The sequence below is a fragment of the Vibrio sp. 1F255 genome (assembly GCF_041439145.1).
GTDB classification, from domain to species: Bacteria; Pseudomonadota; Gammaproteobacteria; order Enterobacterales; family Vibrionaceae; genus Vibrio; species Vibrio crassostreae_C.
In genome coordinates this window covers 298899-321970 of record NZ_JBGONQ010000001.1, presented here as the reverse complement: position 1 = coordinate 321970, position 23072 = coordinate 298899, and the positions used below count along the sequence as shown (strand labels likewise).

The 23072-nt window shown below is 45.5% G+C and carries 17 protein-coding genes; 8 read left to right on the top strand and 9 right to left on the bottom strand.

Annotated elements, in window-relative coordinates:
• Nucleotide 1 precedes the first annotated feature (1 nt).
• The 6 genes from panB to sfsA form a co-directional block, all read right to left on the bottom strand.
• On the bottom strand, nucleotides 2-796 hold the full coding sequence (panB, locus tag ACED41_RS01445; RefSeq protein WP_017059433.1) for a 3-methyl-2-oxobutanoate hydroxymethyltransferase: 795 nt from the start codon (nucleotides 794-796) through the stop codon (nucleotides 2-4).
• Nucleotides 797-818: 22 nt separating this feature from the next.
• Nucleotides 819-1304, bottom strand: coding sequence for a 2-amino-4-hydroxy-6-hydroxymethyldihydropteridine diphosphokinase (folK, locus tag ACED41_RS01440; protein ID WP_004735459.1), 486 nt, complete (start codon nucleotides 1302-1304; stop codon nucleotides 819-821).
• Complete coding sequence (gene pcnB / locus ACED41_RS01435; protein WP_371724364.1) at nucleotides 1301-2656, bottom strand: polynucleotide adenylyltransferase PcnB; 1356 nt, start codon at nucleotides 2654-2656, stop codon at nucleotides 1301-1303. Before pcnB ends, folK begins: the two co-directional genes overlap by 4 nt.
• A gap of 183 nt (nucleotides 2657-2839) precedes the next feature.
• Nucleotides 2840-3715: a tRNA glutamyl-Q(34) synthetase GluQRS gene (gene gluQRS, locus ACED41_RS01430; protein ID WP_102428503.1), complete on the bottom strand. Its 876-nt coding sequence runs from the start codon at nucleotides 3713-3715 to the stop codon at nucleotides 2840-2842.
• A 218-nt stretch (nucleotides 3716-3933) separates the two neighbouring features.
• The gene (dksA, locus tag ACED41_RS01425) at nucleotides 3934-4380 is read right to left on the bottom strand and encodes an RNA polymerase-binding protein DksA (protein WP_004738189.1); all 447 of its coding nucleotides are present in this window, start codon (nucleotides 4378-4380) and stop codon (nucleotides 3934-3936) included.
• Between the two features lie 135 nt (nucleotides 4381-4515).
• Nucleotides 4516-5241 carry a DNA/RNA nuclease SfsA gene (gene sfsA / locus ACED41_RS01420; protein WP_371724363.1) on the bottom strand — a complete coding sequence of 242 codons (726 nt, stop codon included), beginning with the start codon at nucleotides 5239-5241 and terminating at the stop codon, nucleotides 4516-4518.
• A 34-nt stretch (nucleotides 5242-5275) separates the two neighbouring features.
• On the opposite strand from sfsA, the gene hrpB reads away from it, so the two are divergent.
• The 4 genes from hrpB to acnB all read left to right on the top strand — a co-directional run bounded on the left by hrpB (nucleotide 5276) and on the right by acnB (nucleotide 15403).
• Complete coding sequence (gene hrpB, locus ACED41_RS01415; protein ID WP_171732439.1) at nucleotides 5276-7774, top strand: ATP-dependent helicase HrpB; 2499 nt, start codon at nucleotides 5276-5278, stop codon at nucleotides 7772-7774.
• On the top strand, nucleotides 7771-10170 hold the full coding sequence (mrcB, locus tag ACED41_RS01410; RefSeq protein ID WP_017063253.1) for a penicillin-binding protein 1B: 2400 nt from the start codon (nucleotides 7771-7773) through the stop codon (nucleotides 10168-10170). Before hrpB ends, mrcB begins: the two co-directional genes overlap by 4 nt.
• Nucleotides 10171-10208: 38 nt before the next feature.
• Entirely contained in the window at nucleotides 10209-12542 is a 2334-nt protein-coding gene (locus ACED41_RS01405; RefSeq protein WP_371724362.1) for a patatin-like phospholipase family protein, read from the top strand.
• Nucleotides 12543-12814: 272 nt separating this feature from the next.
• A complete protein-coding gene (gene acnB, locus ACED41_RS01400; RefSeq protein ID WP_017059425.1) occupies nucleotides 12815-15403 on the top strand; it encodes a bifunctional aconitate hydratase 2/2-methylisocitrate dehydratase in 2589 nt (862 codons plus the stop codon).
• A 101-nt stretch (nucleotides 15404-15504) separates the two neighbouring features.
• On the opposite strand, the gene ACED41_RS01395 is transcribed toward acnB, so the two are convergent.
• The 3 genes from ACED41_RS01395 to ACED41_RS01385 all read right to left on the bottom strand — a co-directional run bounded on the left by ACED41_RS01395 (nucleotide 15505) and on the right by ACED41_RS01385 (nucleotide 19202).
• Entirely contained in the window at nucleotides 15505-16638 is a 1134-nt protein-coding gene (locus ACED41_RS01395; protein ID WP_017059424.1) for a glycerate kinase, read from the bottom strand.
• Nucleotides 16639-16654: 16 nt separating this feature from the next.
• Nucleotides 16655-17920, bottom strand: coding sequence for a GntP family permease (locus ACED41_RS01390; protein ID WP_017059423.1), 1266 nt, complete (start codon nucleotides 17918-17920; stop codon nucleotides 16655-16657).
• Between the two features lie 127 nt (nucleotides 17921-18047).
• Nucleotides 18048-19202 carry a sugar diacid recognition domain-containing protein gene (locus ACED41_RS01385; RefSeq protein WP_371724361.1) on the bottom strand — a complete coding sequence of 385 codons (1155 nt, stop codon included), beginning with the start codon at nucleotides 19200-19202 and terminating at the stop codon, nucleotides 18048-18050.
• Between the two features lie 131 nt (nucleotides 19203-19333).
• Here ACED41_RS01385 and ACED41_RS01380 point away from each other — a divergent pair, with 131 nt between their 5' ends.
• The 4 genes from ACED41_RS01380 (at nucleotide 19334) to ACED41_RS01365 (ending at nucleotide 22845) form a co-directional block, all read left to right on the top strand.
• Nucleotides 19334-19702: a YacL family protein gene (locus tag ACED41_RS01380; protein WP_019824378.1), complete on the top strand. Its 369-nt coding sequence runs from the start codon at nucleotides 19334-19336 to the stop codon at nucleotides 19700-19702.
• 238 nt (nucleotides 19703-19940) lie between these two features.
• Nucleotides 19941-20279: a P-II family nitrogen regulator gene (gene glnK / locus ACED41_RS01375; RefSeq protein WP_004738200.1), complete on the top strand. Its 339-nt coding sequence runs from the start codon at nucleotides 19941-19943 to the stop codon at nucleotides 20277-20279.
• 27 nt (nucleotides 20280-20306) lie between these two features.
• Nucleotides 20307-21536: an ammonium transporter gene (locus ACED41_RS01370; RefSeq protein WP_371724360.1), complete on the top strand. Its 1230-nt coding sequence runs from the start codon at nucleotides 20307-20309 to the stop codon at nucleotides 21534-21536.
• A 295-nt stretch (nucleotides 21537-21831) separates the two neighbouring features.
• On the top strand, nucleotides 21832-22845 hold the full coding sequence (locus ACED41_RS01365) for a Fe(3+) ABC transporter substrate-binding protein (RefSeq protein WP_371724359.1): 1014 nt from the start codon (nucleotides 21832-21834) through the stop codon (nucleotides 22843-22845).
• Nucleotides 22846-23072: the final 227 nt, after the last annotated feature.

The window sequence follows — 23072 nt, the reverse complement described above, 5'->3', positions numbered from 1 at the left end:
CCTAAGCGATTGTATGAGCTTCATCAGGGAAGCGCGCGCTCTCTACTTCTTCTTTGTATAGAGCTACTGCCTTACGCATATCACCTGTTTCTGCTAGGAAGTTCTTAGAGAACTTCGGCATGTAGTTCGCAGAAATACCGAACATGTCATGCATAACCAAGATCTGACCATCGGTAACATTACCTGCGCCGATACCGATAACCGGTACGTCACAAGCTTCTGTAATTCGTTTTGCCAATGAAGCTGGCACACATTCAAGTAGAACGATTTGAGCGCCTGCGTTTTGCAGTGCTAACGCGTCAGCAACCATTTTGTCGGCTTGCTCGTCGTCACGACCTTGAATCTTGTAACCACCAAAAATGTTCACAGACTGGGGCGTCAAGCCTAAGTGTGCACATACTGGTACTGCACGTTCTGTTAGCATCTTCACAGTATCAACCAACCAGCTTCCGCCTTCGATTTTTACCATGTTCGCACCAGCACGCATCAAAGTCGCTGCGCTCTCACAAGCTTGTTCTGGCGTCGCGTAGCTCATGAAAGGCATGTCAGCCATAAGAAGACAATTTGGGCTACCAGCACGCACTGAGCGAGTATGGTAAGCAATGTCTTCAACGGTTACTGGTAATGTATCGTTATGGCCTTGTAAAACCATACCCAGTGAATCACCGACAAGCAGAACTGGCATTTCTTGGCTTTCGAATAATTGAGCAAAGCTCGCATCATAAGCTGTCGAAGTCGCAAATTTACGGCCTTCACGTTTGCATTTGATCAGGTCGTTAATGGTTACTTTTTTCATTGGTTTTCCTTAATGCGCTTGGCTATTGTTGCCAAACATTGAGCCCGTTCTTATCTACTATTTTCAGTAGTTCTGTCAGCTCAGTCCCATCAGGGAGTTGTAAACTTGGTGCGATTTCAGCAAGCGGGTAGAGTACAAACTCTCGTTCTTTCATTCCATAATGAGGAACGATTAAGCGCTCTGAATCGATCACCTCATTGCCGTATAGCACAATGTCGAGATCCAAGGTTCTTGGTCCCCAACGTTCGTCTTTACGGACGCGCCCTTGCTCTAGTTCGATCTTTTGAGTGCAATCAAGCAGTTCAATTGGCGTTAATTCGGTTTGGATAGCGACTACCGCGTTGATGTAGTCTGGTTGATTTTGCGGTCCCATTGGAGTGCTACTATATAGCTGAGAGGTCGCAATAAACGTTGATCGCGGTAGGCTTTTTAGCGTTTCGATAGCCAAATTTGCTTGGCTAACTGGGTCGGCAAGGTTGCTGCCGACCGCAATGTAAGCAGTTATCATTCTGATTGCTTACTCTTTTTGTTTCGGTAAGTCTTACGGCGACGATGGCCTGACTTTGATGGTGCTGCAACGTCGTTAGCCATTGCTTGACGCATGTTACGACCTGCAGTCTGATAACGCTCCCACCATTTTGCTAACTCTTTGGTTTCGCCACCTTCAATCTCACCACGCATTTCTAGGAAATCGTAGCCTGCACGGAATTTGTTTAATTCCATTAGACGAACAGCGCGTTTACCGTTGCGACGAGGCAGTCGAAGTTGCAGTTGCCAAACTTCGCGAATGGTTGCTGTGTGACGACGAGGAATACCAATAGACTTTACTTGCTGATCTAGAATGATGTTACTCGCTTCCATGATCGCATCGTAGTGTGCCATACCCTGTTCAGCGACAAGTTTGTCTGCCAGCTTGTTCATTGGGTACCAAAGCATCGCTGCGAACATGAATGCTGGGTTTACTCGCTTACCATCTTCGATGCGAAGGTCGGTTGAATCAAGAACCAAATCAAGCATCTGCTCTGTGTGAGAGTCGTAATCTTCTGTGAAGTGCTCAGCTACTGCTGGGAACATCTGTTGGAACAGGTTGTACTCGCGCATCAGGTGGTAGGTTTCTAAACCGTGACCTGATTGCAGTAATTTTAGAGACTCTTCGTAAAGGCGCGCTGCTGGGATATCTCTTAGAAGGTGAGCTAACTCTTCAATCGGGTCAGCCGTGTCTTCTTCGATGTCGAAATCCAGTTTAGCGGCGAAGCGCATTGCACGTAGCATACGCACTGGGTCTTCGCGGTAACGCGTTTCTGGATCGCCAATCAGGCGGATCAGTTTATCTTCTAAATCTTCTACACCACCCGCGTAATCGTGGATGCTGTAGTCTGCAATGTTGTAGTACATCGCGTTGATTGTGAAATCACGACGCTCTGCATCTTCATCAACACTGCCGTACACGTTATCGCGAAGTAGCATGCCTTCTTTCGATTGTGCAGAAACGTTCTTCGATGGTTCTTGGTGGTGACCACGGAAAGTTGCCACTTCAATGATGTCGCGACCAAACATGATATGTGCCAAGCGGAAACGGCGACCGATAAGACGACAGTTTCTGAAGAGGTGTTTGATTTGCTCTGGCGTTGCGTTGGTCGCAATATCAAAATCTTTTGGCTGAGAGCCTAATAAGATATCGCGCACACCACCACCGACTAGAAATGCGTCAAAACCCGCACCATTCAGGCGATATAGCACTTTTAGTGCGTTGTCGCTGATCTGCTTGCGTGAAATATTGTGCTCTTGACGAGTATAAATATTCAGAGCTAATTCGTGGAATCCGCGTTGTTCGCTTGGGGTATTGTCGTTTGTATTCATTAGTTTAGAACAAAGTAGGTATCGCCAACTTTGTTTTTCTCTTAGTCCAAAGTGGTAGTGCAGAGTTTAATTGCGGCTAATAATAGCTTAGCGCGAGCCATTTGAGAACATCGTCTGCTTAACCACATTGGTTGGTTATGGCATTTTTATGTGTCGTTTTTGCTATTTGCCGTGAGTTTCGAGCTAATTACAGTGCTCTTTTTGTAAACTATCAGGTAACTGACTGACGTTCCATTGCTGGCAGCCCCACAATAAAATCTCATCCATTGAAGCCTCACAAAGAGCCGTCGGGATATCAAAACCTAAGAATCGCATCGCGTTGAGTAACGTTGGTTTTGGGTTGTCTAGATCTATCGCGGTGGCATGGTTCTGTTTTGACAGTTTATTCCCCAAGCCATCGGTTGCCAATGGTAAGTGCAAGTAGCTCACTGTTTTTTGCTTGAGCGTCTTATACAAACTGATTTGTCGACCTGTTGGTTCTATCAGGTCTGCGCCTCTTACGACTTCTGTTACTCCTTGGTCGATGTCATCAAGAACAACGGCCAAGTTATAGGCAAACAATCCATCTCTGCGTTTAATAATAAAATCTTCTTCAGCTAGTGCTTTAGGGATTTGAATGGTGCCGTGGCGAACATCATCAAAGGACTCCACTGGAAAGTCCATGCACAAGCGCACCGCCTGTTCACCTGAATCGATTAGGCCTACATCTCGACAGTGACCATTGTAAAAGCCGCCCAAAGCCTTTATCTGCTTGCGGGTGCATTGGCAGTAGTAGGCTTGATTGTCAGCAACCCATTGATCGATTTGAGCTTGATACAAGTCATGACGTTGGCTTTGATAGACGACTTCACCATCCCAGAATAGATGGTAAGCCTCAAGCGTCTTAAGAATGAGGTCTGCAGCGCCGGCCATTTCTCTTGGTGGGTCGAGGTCTTCCATACGAACTAACCATTTTCCTTGGTTAGATTTCGCTTGAAAGTAGCTACCAAGAGCAGCAACAAGTGAGCCAAAATGAAGAGGACCTGACGGTGATGGTGCAAAGCGCCCGATATAATTCATGAGTGAACAACCTAATCTAAATGGTACCGCAGTAGCCGATTCTTAAGACGTTTGACAAGAGCTTTAATGCCTAGAACTAAGCTTCAATCTATAGAACAAGGTTTGATGTATAGAACTAAGGCTTAAAGCTGCTATTTACTATCAAGCGTGTGAAATACTTCGCTTGGATAACAAACAAAAAAGGGAGCCAAGGCTCCCTTTCTTTACATCTGCAAGAATTAACCTTGCATCTGTTTTTCTTTGATCTCTGCAAGTGTTTTACAGTCAATACAAAGATCAGCAGTTGGACGAGCTTCAAGGCGACGAATGCCAATCTCGATACCGCAAGAATCACAGAAGCCGAAATCGTCTTCTTCGATCTTGTCTAATGTCTTCTCAATTTTTTTGATAAGACGACGCTCACGGTCACGGTTACGTAACTCTAGGCTGAATTCTTCTTCTTGAGAAGCACGGTCAACTGGGTCTGGGAAATTCGCTGCTTCGTCCTGCATGTGGTGCACAGTACGATCAACTTCTTCCCTGAGCTGGTTGCGCCAAGCTGCTAAAATTTTTGTAAAATGTTCCGTTTGCTCAGGTGACATGTACTCTTCACCTGGCTTCTCTTGGTACGGTTCAACACCTGCGATGGCTAGGATGCCTAGCGCTTTTTTCTTAGATTCTGGCATACAGCATCTCCTATTTACACCTAGTCAACTGCAAAGCAGCTAATTTTAAGGCGGGTATCTATAGCAGAAAGAACGAATGGTGGCAAATACTCTTATTCAAACTTGCAATCAATGTGATTAGTTCAGCATCTTTGCCTAGCTATTGATAAATTCAACAGCTTGTTTTAGTTGTATTTGAGTACTGCTGAGCTCTGCTTTATAGCAAAGCACTTGAACTCCAGCGTCTTGTGCTTGTTTTAGTAATAACGAATATTTGGCGTCTATATGGTGTGCCGCAGACACTTTTTCAATACCTGAATGTAAAACAGTGAATAAAAGTACGGCTCTATTTCCAGATTCGACCATTTCTGTGAGTTCACGCAGATGTTTTTGGCCTCTGGTTGTGACCGCATCAGGGAAAAAACCTTGCCCTTTAGTTGACGTTTCTTGCTCGTCGAGCAAAGTGACGCTTTTCACTTCGATATAGCAAGGCGGCTTTTCGTTATCTTCAAGCAGAATATCAATGCGACTATTCTCACTGCCATATTTCACTTCGGTTCGTAACGCGTTATAACCTAAGAGTTCAACTATAGTCCCATTTTCAATTGCTTCCACTGCTAGCTGGTTTGCCCGCGCAGTATTTACACAAATACGATGACCTTTGTCTGTTTCTGAGATCTCCCAGCTGTTTGGGTACTTTCTCTTTGCATTATCGGAGGTTGAGTACCACACCGTATTGCCAGGAGTCGCACATCCTGTCATCGCTCCAGTGTTAGCGCAGTGGATAGTGCGCTCGCTACCGTCTGGAAGTTGGATGTCAGTGAGAAAGCGTTTATAGCGTTTAATAAGAGTCGCTGGCTCTAATGGAGGATTGAAGTGCATATTACTTATTTAGACAGGTAGGTTTTTATGTACAATGTTGCCAACATTACACCACAAGGTTCTCCCATTGCCACAACTGCCCATAGAAGCTGTGATGCCAGATCTGCTCGCTGGCGTAGAAACACACACTCAACTTATTCTAAAGGCCGCTCCCGGTGCGGGTAAGTCAACATTCTTCCCTTTACAGTTAGTTAAGACCAACGCCGTTCAAGGCAAAATCATCATGCTTGAACCGAGGCGTTTGGCTGCAAGGAATATTGCTACTTACTTAGCGAGCCAATTGGGAGAAAAGGTGGGAGAGAGCATTGGCTTTAGAGTTCGTGGTGAATCTAAAAGCAGCAGTGCGACTCGCTTAGAGATTGTTACTGAAGGGATCATGACAAGAATGATCCAAACCGACCCTGAATTAACTGGGGTTGATATGGTGATCTTTGATGAATTTCACGAGCGCAGTATTCACGCCGATACCGCATTGGCGTTTAGCTTAGAGATCCAAGAGGCGTTGCGTGACGATCTGAAAGTGGTAGTGATGTCGGCAACTTTAGATCAACAAGCTCTGCAAACTTTGCTGCCGAATGCCAAATACGTTGAATCACAAGGTCGCACCTTTCCGGTCGATTTCCGTTATCAGCCTCTTAACGCAAATGAATATCTAGCCCCTAAAATGGCTAACGTGATTCGCTCTCTGATGGAGAAAGAGTCAGGCTCACTTCTGGCCTTTTTGCCGGGCGTTTCTGCGATTAAGCAGGTGGAATCTCAACTAGAACAATTCGCCAATGATATCGATGTGTGTCCTCTGTATGGGCAACTCAGCTTTTCTCAACAGCAGAAAGCGATCGCGCCATCAGAGAAAGGGCGTCGAAAGGTGGTGTTAGCGACCAATATTGCTGAGACTTCTTTGACGATTGAAGGTATTCGATTGGTGGTTGATTCTGGGCTTGAACGTGTGGCGAAGTTCGATCTGAAAACCGGTATTACTAAGCTTGAGCAAGTGAAAATCTCGCAATCTTCAGCTGAACAACGAGCGGGCCGTGCGGGACGAATTGAAGAGGGCTTGTGCGTTCGTTTGTACAGCGAAACGCAGCTGATGCAGCAACCAGCTATACCAGAACCTGAAATTCTTCATTCTGATTTGTCTTCGCTGGTGTCTGAATTGACGCAATGGGGCGCTGCGAGTGCTGATGAACTGCAATGGTTAGACGTTCCACCCAAAGCTTCTATCGGGCAAGCCAAGCAACTCTTACAGACTCTTGAATTGTTAGACGATAATGGTCAATTTACGGCATTAGGAAAACAGGTCCAACGTTTAGGTCTAGAGCCTCGTATTGCCAGCATGTTGGTTAAAGCGCAGCAAGGTAGTCCTGCTCTGTTGAATGTCGCGATTGTTGCTGCTGCTTTGCTGGAAGAGCCGGAGCGCAATGTGACGGATATTCAACACTCTTTGCATCGACTTAAGCAAAGAAAACATTCCAAAAATAGCGTTGTGATGCAGCGAGCGAAAAGTCTCGCGAGCAAACTCAATCATCACTTAGATTTGTCACAAGCTGACGAATCATTGCTACCATTAGTGCTTTGTTTTGCCTTCCCAGACCGGATTGCACAAGTGAGAAGCGCGACCAGCAGTGCTTTCCTTTTGGCGAATGGCCACGGTGCTGAGGTTCGTGATGATGATCCACTGGCGAACAATAACTATATCGTAGTGATTGATTTGATGCGCAGCACAGGGCGAGCCAGTCAGATTTTCTTAGCCACCGCGGTTGATATCGCACAGTTAGAAGCTGAATTTCCAAAACTGTTTGTGCGTTCCGATTACGCCGATTGGGATGAGAAACGTGGCCGTTTAGTTGCTGAGCAGCGTGTATCTCTGGGCAAGTTGATTATCAGCACCAAAGCTTTACCTGATCCCGATGCGAATCAGGCGAGCCAAGCGCTGCTCAATTATGTCGCTCGATGTGGGTTGGATCGCTTAAATTGGACAGCTTCGGCTAAGCAGTTGGTTGAGCGTGTACGCTGTGCAGAGCTTTGGATGCCTGAGCATGATTGGCCAGCGATGGACGATGCGAGTTTGATTGAACACCTTGATGAGTGGCTATCTCCCTATCTGAATGGCATTAAGTCGGCAAAAGGACTGTCTAGTGTTTCGATTGAGCAAGCATTGTCGGCTTATCTTGGTTGGCCTTTGAATCAAGAAATCGACCAATGGTTGCCAACGCACTATCTGATGCCAACAGGCAGCAAGAAGGCCATTCGTTATCAATATCAATCTGAACCAGTGATCTCAGTGCGAATGCAGGAAGTCTTTGGCGAACAAGACTCGCCATTGATCGCGCAAGGGCGTAAAAAAGTAGTGCTTGAGCTCCTTTCTCCAGCACAGCGACCACTACAAATTACTCAAGATTTAGCTGGCTTTTGGGCTGGCGCGTACAAAGAAGTACAAAAAGAGATGAAGGGCCGTTACCCAAAACATCCTTGGCCGGATGACCCTGCTAACCATGTAGCAACCACTAAAACTAAACGACAGTTGAATCGATGATGACCAAAATGTTAACGCCAAAAAAGGCACCACCTAAAAAAGCGCCAGCAAAGAAGTCACCAGCGACCAAAGCCAAGCCAAGAAAACCAAGAGCGGCTGCGAAAAAGACCAAACCTAAGGCTAAGAAATCTGGCAAAAGAGGTTGGTTGAAGATCCTATGGGGCATTTCTTGGAAAGCGGGCTTAGCGCTTGCGGCATTGCTGTTGTTCGTCGGTATTTATCTTGATTCTGTGGTCAAACAGCGCTTTGAAGGTCAGCTGTTTGATTTGCCAACCGTGGTTTATGCGCGAGTGCTAGACCTGTCTCCGGGAACTCCGGTGAGTTTGGTTCAGGTTAAGAATGAGCTCGATGTACTTAATTACCGTAAGGTGAACGCGCCTCGTCACCCAGGCGAATACTCTTCTTCTTCGACCAAGATTGAAATGATTCGTCGTCCGTTCGAGTTTGTTGATGGACCGGAAGCGGATCGTCATGTGATGCTGCACTTCAATGGTAACGAATTAACTCGCATTCAGTCGCTGGAGAAGAAAGGCGACATGGGCTACCTGCGTGTTGAACCGAAAATGCTTGGCATGCTTGAGAAAAGTAACGATGAGCAGCGCCTGTTCTTAAAACGCAATCAGTTCCCAGAAGTGATGGTTGATGCCTTACTGGCAACCGAAGACCGAAACTTCTATCAACACGATGGTGTGTCGCCACTGGCCATCGCTCGTGCAATGGTCGTTAACGTCAAAGCTGGGCGAACGGTACAAGGTGGCAGTACGTTGACGCAACAATTGGCAAAAAACCTGTTCTTATCTAGCGAGCGCACATTGTGGCGCAAGGTTCGCGAAGCCTATATTGCACTTATCTTGGATCATCGTTACAGCAAAGATCGCATCTTAGAAGCCTACTTAAACGAGGTTTATCTTGGGCAAAATGGTGGGCAAGCGATTCATGGCTTTGGATTAGCATCTCGCTTGTACTTCGGGCAACCGATTCAAGAACTCCGAATCGATCAACTAGCACTGCTGGTCGGCATGGTCAAAGGACCTTCGTATTACAATCCGGTTCGCTATCCTGAGCGTGCTAAGACTCGACGCGATCTGGTTCTTCGCTTATTGATGCAACAAGACATCTTAACTCCGCGACAATACGAAGAGGCGGCGAGTCGTGATTTGGATATTCAAGACAACCCACGCATTGCTAGCCGTCAGCCCGCTTATTTCCAACAAGTAAACATTGAGCTTAAGAAGTATGTCGGCGATCGATTTGAGGCGAAAAAAGGGATTCGAGTCTTTACCTCTCTGGATCCGGTATCTCAAGACAAGTTAGAGAAGTCGATTGCTCGTAAGGTGCCTGATTTATCGAAAACCGCAGGTAATAAGCTGGAAGCAGCAGCTATTGCCGTGGATAGAAATACCGGTGAAATCCGGGCGATGGTCGGTGGTAAGCGTACTGGCTACGATGGCTTTAACCGTGCCTTGAACGCGAGTCGCCCAATTGGTTCTTTGGTCAAGCCTGCAATTTACTTAACCGCCCTAGAGCAGCCTCAGAAGTACACGTTGGCGACAACATTGAAAGACACGCCACTGAGCTTGAAAGGCAGTAAAGGTAGCGTGTGGAGCCCGAGAAACTTCGATCGTAAGTTCCGTGGCGATGTGCCTTTGTATGTGGCGCTTTCTAAGTCTTACAACGTACCTACTGTTCGTTTAGGCATGCAATTAGGCATTGATAGTGTCTCGGATACGATTGGAAAACTGGGGGTCGATAAAAATGAGATTCGCCCAGTGCCGTCGATGTTTTTGGGTTCGTTCTCACTGACTCCGTTCCAAGTTGCGCAGATGTATCAAACCATTACCAATTCTGGGCGTATAGCACCTTTGTCTGCGCTTCGCTCAGTTGTTGATAACGATGGCGAGGTTCTGTATCAGTCGATCCCTCGTGTATCACAAAGCGTTGACCAGCAAGCCGCTTGGCTTACAACCTATGCAATGAAACGTGGCGTGTCGGAAGGCACGGGCCGTTTCCTACAAGGTCAGTTTGCATGGGCAGGGTTAGCTGGTAAAACTGGCACTAGTAATGACAGCCGAGACAGTTGGTTCGTGGGCGTAGATGGCCGTGAAGTGACGACCATCTGGCTAGGACGTGATGATAATAAGCCGACTAAGCTTACTGGTTCGAGTGGTGCGTTACGTGTTTATGCCGATTATCTCAAACAGAGAACACCCGAGCAGTTATTACTGCCTTGGCCGACAGGAATTGTCACCGCTAACTTTACTCGAACTTCTGAAGGGGCTTTAGAGTTTGATTGTGATGGTGCAGTTAAACTGCCACTTTGGGATGAGGGTGGAAACATTAAAAAGGGCTGTGAAAGTCAACCAAAACAGTGGCTAAAGAAGCTTTTTCAGTGGTAAAGTCGTAACAAGAAAGAATGACAAGGACAGTTAAAATAATGATTTCTCGTTGGTTAGTGAGTGGCTTAGGTGTTGTCGGTACTGTGATCAGTTTTCAGCTGTTTGCATCTACTGTGACACCGGTCGAACAATCTCAGCAAGCTGGACAAGCTCATAAAAGACCAACCGTTGCTGTTGTGCTTGCTGGTGGAGGAGCCAAAGGAGCGGCTCACATTGGTGTACTTAAAGCGCTAGAAGAGATGCAAATTCCGGTCGATTACATTACTGGTACCAGCATGGGTTCTTACGTTGGTGGGCTTTATGCGACAGGGATGAGTGCTGATGAGATTGAAAGTTTTATTTATACGGTTGATTGGAATCGCGGCTATCGTGATCGCGTTAACCGTAGTGATCGCCGAGTGCGTGACAAAGAATATGAAGACCGTTACCAACTGAACACCGATCTCGGTTTAGGTTGGGGCGAAATCAAAGCTAGGAAAGGTGTGGTTCAAGGTCAGAATATGTTGCGTATTCTGCGTGAGACCACAGGTAACCTATCTCCACTCGACTCTTTTGACCATCTTGCTATTCCCTACCGTTCAGTCGCAACCGACATTATTGAGCTTGAAGAAGTGGTCATCGACCATGGTCACCTTGTTGATGCGATGATGGCCAGTATGTCAGTTCCCGGCGCGCTTCCCCCTTATGAATTAGATGGCCGAATGCTGGTTGATGGTGGTGTCACCAATAATATGCCAGTCGACGTTGCCAGAGCGATGGGCGCGGACATTGTCATTGCGGTGGATATCAGTACCAATTACAAAGGCAAAGAAGACTTCACGAATTTTCTAGCGGCAGCTGACCAACTCTCTAATTATCTGGTCCAACGCAGCACTCAAGAGCAAGCTGAAACACTGACGGATGATGATGTTTTCCTACGTCCTGATGTTGGGCAAATGGAGACGACTGACTTTGATAAAATGCCATCGGCTTTCCTCGCGGGCTATGAAGCCGCTAAGCAGCATACTGATGAACTTTCTAAGCTATCGCTCTCAAATGCCGATTATCAGCATTATATCGAGGACAAACAAAAAGCACGCAGACAGCTGAAACATGGCGATAAGACTGTCGTCGATAGGGTTGTCATCAACAACAACACCCACTATTCAGATAAGTTGATCGAAAACCGCTTAAATCTCGATTCTGGTGAGGTTTTGAAAACCAGTGAAATCGAATCTAAAGTGAAAGATCTCTATGCACTGGATAGATTTGAGTTGGTCACTTATGAATTTGACAACGTTGACGGTGAAGATCAACTTCAAGTCGATGTGAACGAAAAGTCTTGGGGCCCAAACTACCTCAACTTTCGATTCTTTCTTGAAGATGATTTCTCTACTACCAGTCAGTACTCGATCGGTGTCTCAGCCAACTTTACCGATATTAATAAGCATGGTGCAGAGCTAAGAACTAACGTCGAGATGGGTACTGACAAACGAATTGAAGCGGAACTTTACTCGCCCTTCTTTTCGAGTCAAAAACTGTTCACTTCTGCATCGGTTGTTTACAGCAAAGAGAACAGAAACCTACCCGCAGATATTGATGATATTGAAGAACCGACACTGGACGTAACGAAAGATTATCTCCCTATGACGTATAGTGAATATGTCGGTGAATTGGCATTAGGCTATCAACCAACCTTGTGGCAGGAGCTGACATTTGGTGTTCGTTATACAGATGGGGATGTTGAGGTTTCTTCGTTACCTTCATTGGGCAGTGGTGGCTACAAGCGTATTGGTGGCTTCATGGGTTACCGACTGGATACTTTGGATAATTTCAGCTTACCGACCAAGGGTTACTTTGTCGATTTAGAGTACCTCGTTTCTCATGATGATTTTGATAATGACAGCTCTCTTGGTGAATCGGATTTAACGTCTGAGAGTGATACGGTTTATGAGTTTTCGGCTAATTTCATGGCAGCAAAGAGTATTGAGAAGCATACTTTAGTCGCAAAGCTGGATTACGGAATTGTAGAAAGTAAAAACTCTGTTTTTCCAATCGACCCCAAAGAGCTTGGTGGCTTCTTAAACCTGTCAGGTATTCCAAGGAATAGTATGATAGGTCAGAACTTGGCCTACACCAGCCTTATCTATCGTTATAAGTGGTTTGAAAATGACTTCGGCCTCTTTAAATCACCGTTCTACGTAGGTGCATCCATAGAACATGGTGGTGTTTGGTCGAACAATGATTTAACCATTGATGAAGCACCAATGTACACCGCAGGTTCTGTTTTTGCTGGTGTTGATTCGCCAATAGGACCGATCATTTTGGCTTATGGCCGAACTGAAGATAACTATGATTCGGTCTATTTGATTGTCGGTACTTCCTACAAATAATCATGCGTAGAGTAGCCGTTTAACTGCGTAATTAGGCAAAAATAGTGGGACTTTCGTCTTAACTTGCTATGTTGGTCAAAATGATAAGATTTTAATTTAACGTTAAATTTGCTATTCTATCGCCCACAGTTTGGCCTCTATGACGCCGCTCATCAATACAAATTGAATGACAAAAATGGCAATGGAGAGCCAAGTTTCCAAGGATGTTCACTTCTTTATTTTACTAACAATTATGAAGGTAAGAAGTGAACCGCAATGAGAGGAAAAAAGTCGTGCTTGAAGCCTACCGTAAACACGTCGAAGAACGTGCTGCCGAAGGAGTTGTTCCAAAACCACTAGATGCTGAGCAGGTAGCTGGCCTAGTTGAACTTCTGAAGAATCCACCTCAAGGTGAAGAAGAAATCATTCTTGACCTACTAGAAAATCGCATTCCACCGGGTGTAGATGAAGCTGCTTACGTAAAAGCTGGCTTCCTTACGGCTATCACTAAAGGTGAAGTAGCTTCGCCACTAGTAAGCAAAGCAAAAGCTGCAGAACTGCTTGGTACCATGCAAGGCGGTTACAACATCGAATCTCTAGTATCTCTACTAGACGATGCTGAGCTTGCTCCAATCGCTGTTAAAGCGCTATCTCATACTCTACTGATGTTCGATGCGTTCTATGACGTAGAAGAGAAAGCGAAAGCTGGCAATGCTGCTGCACAACAAGTACTTCAATCTTGGGCTGATGCTGAATGGTTTACAGCGAAAGATAAAGTAGCAGAAAAAATCACAGTAAAAGTATTTAAAGTCACTGGTGAAACGAACACCGATGACCTATCTCCAGCGCCTGATGCATGGTCACGTCCTGACATCCCAGTACACGCGAAAGCGATGCTGAAGATGGAACGTGATGGCATTACTCCTGATGAACAGGGTAGCGTTGGTCCAATCAAACAAATTGAAGAAATGCAAAAAGATGGCATTCCACTGGCTTACGTTGGTGATGTTGTTGGTACAGGTTCTTCACGTAAATCGGCAACAAACTCAGTACTTTGGTTCATGGGTGAAGATATCCCATTCGTACCAAACAAGCGTACTGGCGGTGTTTGTCTTGGTGGTAAAATTGCACCAATCTTCTACAACACAATGGAAGATTCAGGCGCACTACCCATTGAACTGAACGTACAAGACATGAACATGGGCGATATCATTGATATCTACCCGTACGAAGGTGTTGTTCACAAGAACGGTTCTGTGATCTCAAACTTTGAGCTAAGCAAAGTACTTCTTGATGAAGTGCGTGCTGGTGGCCGTATTCCACTGATCATCGGTCGTGGTCTAACGGGTCGTGCTCGTGACGCTCTAGGTCTAGCTGAAACGGATCTGTTTGCTAAACCAATCGATCCATCTGCATCTGATAAAGGCTACACGCTAGCTCAGAAGATGGTTGGTAAAGCATGTGGCGTTGAAGGTGTTCGTGCTGGTCAGTACTGTGAACCTAAAATGACGACAGTGGGTTCTCAAGATACGACCGGTCCTATGACTCGTGATGAGCTTAAAGATCTGGCGTGTCTTGGTTTCTCTGCAGACCTTGTAATGCAGTCTTTCTGTCACACATCGGCATACCCTAAACCAGTCGATGTAAACACTCACCATACGCTACCTGATTTCATCATGAATCGTGCGGGTGTTTCACTTCGTCCGGGTGATGGCGTTATCCACTCATGGCTAAACCGTATGCTTCTTCCTGATACTGTAGGTACAGGTGGTGACTCGCATACTCGTTTCCCTCTAGGTATTTCATTCCCTGCGGGTTCTGGCTTGGTAGCATTTGCTGCAGCAACAGGCGTTATGCCTCTTGATATGCCTGAATCTATCTTGGTTCGCTTTAAAGGTGAAATGCAACCGGGTATCACGCTACGTGACCTAGTACATGCCATTCCTCTTTACGGCATCAAGCAAGGCCTACTAACGGTAGAGAAAGCAGGTAAGATCAACGAATTCTCTGGTCGTGTACTAGAAATTGAAGGTGTTGAGCACTTATCTGTTGAGCAAGCATTTGAGCTTTCTGATGCATCTGCTGAGCGTTCTGCTGCAGGTTGTACCGTTAAGCTTTCTGAAGAGTCTATCTCTGAGTACTTGAACTCGAACATCGTGATGCTGAAGTGGATGATCGCTGAAGGTTACGGTGATGTTCGTACGATTGAGCGTCGTATTACAGCAATGGAAGAGTGGCTAGCTAACCCTGAGTTGCTGTCTGCTGATTCAGATGCGGAATACGCGCACGTTATCGAGATTGACCTTGCTGATATCGATCAACCAATCCTATGTGCACCAAACGATCCAGATGATGCTCGTCTTCTATCTGACGTTCAAGGCACAGAGATTCAAGAAGTGTTCATCGGTTCTTGTATGACCAACATCGGCCACTTCCGTGCCGCTGGTAAGATGCTAGAAGAGTTTAACGGCTCGCTAAATACTCGCCTATGGGTGGCTCCGCCAACGAAGATGGATAAAGACCAACTGACAGAAGAAGGCTACTACGGCATCTTCGGTCGTGCTGGGGTACGTATCGAAACTCCTGGCTGTTCACTATGTATGGGTAACCAAGCTCGTGTTGCTGATGCTTCGACGGTTATGTCGACGTCAACGCGTAACTTCCCGAACCGCTTAGGTAATGGCGCGAACGTTTATCTGGCTTCTGCTGAGCTTTCTGCTGTTGGCGCGATTCTAGGTCGCATCCCAACGAAAGAAGAGTACTTAGAGTACGCTGAGAAGATTAATGCAACCGCTGCTGATACATACCGTTACCTGAACTTCCATAAAATGGGTCAGTACACGGAAAAAGCAGACACGGTTATCTTCCAAGAGCCTGCGTAACGTCTGATTTTGTTGTAAATATAATTAAGGCCGCTGTGAATAGTGGCCTTAATTGCTTTTAGCATACAGCGAAAATTGCTTTTAGCTTACAGAGAGCTCGATTAGTGCTTAATCGTATACATTGCTGCAACATTGCGAGCAGTAAGTTCAATATTTTCAGCCGCTTCAGCCAAAGCTGTCGGCAAGTCTACTGAACGGTTCACTACCGCAAATACCGCGTCGATACCATGCTCATGAACCACACCACAATCACTGGCTAGACAGCCGGCAATACCGATGACAGGCAGTTTATGTTTTTTGGCTGTGCGAGCGACACCAATCGGTGTTTTGCCATGAATGGTTTGGCTATCAATGCGCCCCTCTCCTGTAATCACAAGATCAGCATCTGAGACTATTTCATCTAAATTGACGGCGTCCATTACGATGTTAATACCAGGGCGAAGCTCCGCATTTAACAGGCCAACAAGTGCCGCGCCTAGACCGCCTGCCGCGCCAGCACCAGGGAGATCAATGACATCGACGCCTAACTGGTTTTTCATGATACTGGCATAATGAGCAAGGTTAGCATCTAACAGCTCAACCATTTCTGGTGTTGCGCCTTTTTGCGGACCGAATACCTGTGATGCCCCTTTTGGTCCGCATAATGGATTATCGACATCACAAGCGACCTCTAAGCGTACGTTTTGTAGGCGTGGGTCGAGGTTGGTGAGATCAATGGTTGTCAGTTTTGACAGTTCACCACCACCAAACACCAGCTCGTGACCCTCTGCATCTAGCATACGAATGCCTAGCGCTTGAGCCATTCCTAAGCCACCATCATTGGTCGCACTACCACCAATGCCAATAATAATATGCTCAACACCTTTATCTAATACGGCTTTGATCAACTCACCCGTACCATAGGTAGTGGTTTTTAGTGGATTACGTTGTTCTGGAGAGACTAAATCTAGGCCGGAAGCGGCCGCCATTTCAATAATGGCAGTTTTACCGTCACCGAACATACCGTAGAAGCCTTCGACAATTTCACCTAATGGACCAATCACTGGATGTTGGATGATAGAGCCATTGGTCGCATCCACCAGAGATTGTACTGTGCCTTCACCACCATCAGCCATTGGTAATTTTACGTATTCGGCGTTTGGTATTAGCTGTTTAAAGCCATCTTCAATCGCTTGAGCAACGCCCATTGCTGATAGGCTTTCTTTATATGAGTCAGGAGCAATTACAATTTTCATTTTGATACCTTTAAACTTAAACAAACAGACCAAATACACCGAAGATCATTACTGAGACGAAGGCGATAACAAGACCGACCGCTGACTCATAAGGGATGAGTTTTAGACGTTCATGAATACTCATATGTACCGCACCACCCGTGGCATGGAAGAAGCTACCATGTGGCATATGGTCAAGTACTGTCGCACCAGAGTGGATCATTGCTGCGCCTGCGAGAGCTGGAACACCTAGCTCAAGAATGGTGCTGGCAAATACATTCGATGCCACTACTGTTCCGGCAGTTGTCGATGCGGTTGATAGTGCCATCAGTGCGCCAGAAAACGGAGCAAGTAAGTAAGAAGGCAGCCCAGACATCGTCAGCACTTCAATCAGATCAGCTTTTAGTCCTGAGTTAGCAATGATGCCTGCAATGGTTCCTGTGCCCAGTAGCATTACAGCAACCGGTGCCATACGTGACAAGCCTGAAACCGCAAAGCTATTGGCTTGTTTGAAGCGACCCATAGCCAGTGCACCCAGCAATCCACCCAAGGGTAATGCAATTAGAGGATCAACATTGATATCAGCGAGTGGTCGCAGCGCGAGTAGGGCAATAGCCACTAACGGTGCAACGATTGAAGAAGAAAAGCTTGGCAGTGAACTTTGATCCGCTTTGACCACTTCACTTTCCGCTACTTTTGAACCTTTATTGACGAGGCGCTTTGCCAAGAAGTAGGCGAAAAGCAGCCCAAATAGACCCGGAATCACGCCTGCAGCCATCACAGAGGTTAACGGAACATTGAACGCATCAGCCGCCGCAATGGCATTTGGGTTAGGCGACATGACATTACCTGCTTTACCGCCGCCCACCATCGCCAAAAGGATCGCGGTTTTAGAAAGGTCTGCGCGGCGAGCAATAGCCAGTGCAATAGGAGAAACCGTGATAACGGCCACATCAACGAAAACGCCAACAGCGGTTAAAATCATGGTCGCAATGGCAAGAGCAAGTAAGGCGCGAGTTTCGCCTACTTTTTTGATGATGGATTCTGCAATCGAGGTAGCCGCCCCTGATTCAATTAGTACGCCGGCCAACACACCAGCGGCGAGAATTCGCATCACTGAAGTGACGATCCCTTGGGCACCACCTATCATTAACTCAACGGTTTCGGTGAGAGAAACGCCGCCAACCACGCCGCCAACCAAAGCACCGATGATCATGCCGTAGGTGGGTGGCACTTTTTTAAGAATGAGCGCGATAGCAACAATCAATGCTGAAAGTGCGCCAAGAGTTGAAACTTCAATCATGTTCTATTTCCCAGATAACGATGTGTCATTTTCGGCAAATATAAAGATATAGGGTTGGTAAGTCTTTGTCATTCTCTACAAATAAGTGCTCAAATCGGTCCTTTTAAATTGTGCAGTTGCACATTTTTTAGCTCGACCAGTGGAATAGATTTATTGCAATGTAGAGTTGAAATAGATCGTCTATATTGTTGATATTTAATGATGTTATTTGGTTTATCTTGTCTGTTCGATAGCGTAGCGTATTGCGATGGATATGTAGTTCGTTACAGGTGAGAGCTGAATCACAGTTCTGCTTTAAATATGTCTTCAAAGTTTTGATCAGTATCCCTTTACTGTCCTGTTGTTGAAGATGTAGGTAAGACTGCTCCAGTTGCTCACGAATCCATGGATCTTGTAACAGGCTACTCATAATGGCCGGCAGTCGATAGTCTTGATAGAAAAACATGTCTCCGGGGCGGTTACCGACACTGCGCATAGTGAGCTCAGCGGTATCATATGAGCGTGCTAAACCAGAAAGTCCGGTAAAGTAATCCCCAAGCGCAATCTTGATTTGAAACTTAGCTTCTTTCTTTATTCTTTTGAGTAGCAATTTCACGCGCTTGGTTTCTGCATCCTTGGACCAGCTGTTCCCTATCAGGGTTATAGGCTTGAGTACCACCACTTCGTTTTGTGAAACAGACAAGATACCGACTAAATTATCGCGCTCGGGATATTCAAGTAAATGTACTAATTGCTGTAAGTTTTCCAATGAAGGCGCAGTGTCTCCTATCGGTAACACCTTGACGATGGCGGCAATCCGCGGTTGTGCAAGGTCGAGATCCAGACGCTGTGCGATGGATTGCAGTTGCATGTCATTAAGCGTGCTACCTCGGATTAATTGCAATACCAATTCTTCACGATGCCTCTTATTCCATTCTACTTGAGACATAAGTACAGCTTGTTCAACAATAAGCTCAGCGGTCATCTTCACCAGCTCACCAAAATGATGAACTTGCTGCAGTGTCCCAGAAACCCCAATCGCCCCAATGACATTATCCTGAAATAGAATCGGTAAATTAACTCCAGGCTTAACCCCTTTTAGGTGTTCGGCAGTGGCTTCGTCAATATTAACGACTCGTGATTCGGTGATGGCAAGTACCGCTCCTTCATGTTTTTGGTATAAGCGAGTAGGATCACTGGATCCAATAATGCGACCTTTATTATCCATCACATTAATCGAGTGTGGGATGATCTTCATGGTTCGTTCGACAATTTGTTTGGCAATCATTTCGTTCAACTGCATAGAGCCCTCCTCTTCATTGACTGTGTAGGTTGGATCGTAACGATAAATTCGTCAATACGCTCGTTTCTGACAAGACAATGGTATACTCAGAAATAGTATCGCTTGAGTATTAATGCAGTATAGGTTGAGTTATGGAGTTTGAATTTACTAGAAACACTCTAATGGGTGAATACTATGTGAAATGCAGCATGGGCCATGAGATTGTTGGCCGTTGGCTTCAAGAAGAGATCGGTAAAGATAAGCAAAAATTAGATCATGTGATGGCGTTGATTGAGCAATCTCGACAGGACTTGAGCAATGAAGTGACGTTGCTTGGCAAAGAGATTAGCCTTGCGATTAATGAAGACGAAGTAACGATTCAAGAAAACGTGTTAGCGCATGAGCAAGAGATGGAAGAGGGCAGTGAGTTCGACTTCTATAACTGTGAAAGCCAAGCAAGCTGTGGAATCGACGATTTCGAACTGCTCATCGAACGCTGGATGGATTTTTTAGGTTACTAGTCCTAAGACCTATTTGTTAGTCATTCAGAGCTTTGAAGGCTCCGTTGCCCAAAACTGGAGCAATAAGAGCATCGCGCATTAAGATAGTGAAAAGGCTGCACCATGTTGGTGCGGCCTTTTTCGTTATTACGACCTTATTATCTTCATCTTATTTAAAATCAAGCACTTAACTTTTTGGCACGCTACTTGGATTGTAATAAGAGAATTAACGGATTAAGTAAGAATTTAAGGAACGAATATGAAATTAATAAATGCCATTGTTAAGCCATTCAAATTAGACGATGTACGCGAAGCGCTCTCTGATGTGGGTATTGAAGGTATGACTGTTTCTGAAGTGAAAGGCTTTGGTCGTCAGAAGGGACACACTGAATTGTATCGTGGTGCAGAGTACCAAGTGGATTTCCTACCAAAGGTGAAGCTAGAGATTGCTACCCAAGCTGAGAATGTTGACCGAGTTGTTGAAGCGATTAGCCAAGCGGCACACACCGGAAAAATCGGCGACGGCAAAATTTTTGTGTATGACCTAAGCCAAGCCGTACGAATTCGTACTGGTGAAATGGATGCTGAAGCACTTTAAAGAATTACAAGGACTGGAGACTTTAATATGGAACTTACAACAACAGTAACGGAACTACGTTACGCACTAGACACTTTTTTCTTCCTCATTTCAGGTGCGTTGGTAATGTGGATGGCAGCAGGCTTCGCGATGTTAGAAGCTGGCCTAGTTCGTTCAAAGAACACCACAGAAATTTTAACTAAGAACATCTGTTTGTACGCAATTGCTTGTACAGCTTTCTTAGTGGTTGGTTACAACATCATGTATGTCGACAACGGTGAAGGCGGTTGGTTGCCATCATTTGGTACTCTAATTGGTACACAAGGTGAAGGCGCAGATCACTCTCTAGAATCAGACTTCTTCTTCCAGGTAGTATTCGTTGCAACAGCAATGTCTGTAGTATCTGGTGCGGTTGCTGAGCGTATGAAGCTTTGGTCATTCCTAATCTTCTCTGTAGTACTAACAGCGTTCATTTACCCTGTTGAAGGTTATTGGACTTGGGGCGGTGGTTTCCTATCAGAAGCGGGTTTCAGTGACTTCGCAGGTTCAGGTATCGTACACATGGCTGGTGCAGCAGCAGCGTTAGCTGGTGTTCTACTACTCGGTGCTCGTAAAGGTAAATACGGTAAGAACGGTGAAATCTACCCGATTCCTGGTTCAAACATGCCACTTGCAACGCTAGGTACATTTATCCTTTGGTTCGGTTGGTTCGGTTTCAACGGCGGTTCTCAACTGATGGTTTCGGATTTTGAGAACGCAACAGCAGTAAGTCAAATCTTCCTTAACACCAACGCAGCAGCAGCAGCAGGCGCAATTGCAGCACTACTAGTATGTAAAACCACTTGGGGTAAAGCAGACCTAACAATGATTCTTAACGGCGCGTTAGCTGGCCTAGTAGCAATCACTGCAGACCCTCTATCACCATCACCTCTATTTGCTGTAGCGATTGGTTCGGTATCTGGTGCATTGGTTGTATTCAGCATCATCGCTCTAGACAAAGCTAAGATTGATGATCCAGTAGGTGCTATCTCTGTACACGGTGTATGTGGTTTCTTCGGTCTAATGGCTGTGCCACTAAGCAACGCTGATGCAACGTTTGGTGCTCAGCTAATGGGTGCAGCAGTCATCTTTGCATGGGTATTCGGTGCTAGCCTAGCAGTATGGGCGGTGCTTAAAGCAACAATCGGTATCCGAGTAACGGAAGATGAAGAACTTGAAGGTATGGACATGCACGATTGTGGTGTCGGCGCTTACCCTGAGTTTGTATCAGTAAAATAATCAACAGTCGTCGCCTAATCTGAATGGGTTAGGTTGGACAAAGAAAGCCCCGCAACTCTTGTTGCGGGGCTTTGTTGTATTTACGGTTGCACAATATATAAACACGAACGTTGAAGTTAGGCTCATTGTTTAAGGGGAACGACAAGACACAAAGTTGAAATGGTTTGTTACAAAAGTGAGAGTTTGAATGGTCTGAGTAGACGGATTTTTTGTTGGTCGTCATTGTAATTATGTTAATGATGAATATAATAACGCAACTGATAGACATTATCATTTCGATATAAAGGATTTTACAATGAAGAAACTGCTAACACTTTCAGCTCTAGCGTGTGGTGTAATTGCCCCGACAGCAATGGCTGCGGAAGAAGTAAACGTATACTCTTACCGTCAACCTTTCCTTGTTGAGCCAATGTTCAAAGAGTTCACAAAAGAGACTGGTATTAAAGTAAACGTTAAGTTTGCTAAAAAAGGTTTAGCAGAGAAGTTAGCTCAAGAGGGTGAATACAGCCCAGCTGACGTTGTCTTAACTGTAGATATCAGCCGTCTATCTGAATTAACTAAACAAGGTCTAGTTCAATCTGTAGAGAGCGATGTACTTGAAAAGAACATCCCAGCTCAATACCAAGATACAGATAACGAGTGGTTCGCTCTAACAACTCGTACACGTAGCGTTTATTCTTCACGTGACCGTGTTGGTCGTCTAGGTGAAGAGTTCACTTACGAAGATCTAATTAAGCCTGAATTTAAAGGCAAAATCTGTACTCGTAGTGGTAAGCACCCATACAATGTTTCTCTAGTATCTTCGATGATTGCTCACAAAGGTGAAGCTGAAACGAAAGAATGGCTAGAAGGCGTAAAAGCAAACCTAGCACGTAAGCCTCAAGGTAACGACCGCGCGCAAGTTAAAGCGATTAAAGAAGGTCTATGTGATGTTGCTCTTGGTAACAGCTACTACCTAGGTAAGATGGTTAATGATAAAGAGCAAAAAGCTTGGGCTGACTCTGTTTACATTAACTTCCCTAACCAAGAGACTACAGGTACTCACGTAAACATCTCTGGTATGGCAATGGCTAAATACTCTCCAAATGAAGAGAATGCCGTTAAGCTGATGGAATTCCTATCTGGTGACACAGCACAAAGCATGTACGCAGAAGTGAACTACGAATACCCAGTGAAAGCAGACGTTAAACCTTCTGAGCTTGTTGCTTCATGGGGCGAGTTCAAAGCGGATACTATTTCTCTAGACGAAATTGCAAACCACCACGCGGCTGCAATCAAGCTATTAGACGAAGTTAAGTTCGATCTATAATTTATTACGGTAGGCTTCGGCCTAAGTAAAATGACAACCTCAAGTCGCCATTTTGGCTACTTGGGGTTGTTTGTTATTGGAAAATCACTTTTTGATACAAAGCACCCCGTTGATCCCTTGAGTTATTAGCATCTCACCTTGAAGTCATTAGAGTATATGGGTATAAATAACCCCACCATTAAAAGGATATGAGATGTATTTGCAAATGCATTTGTGTTTCATTAAGC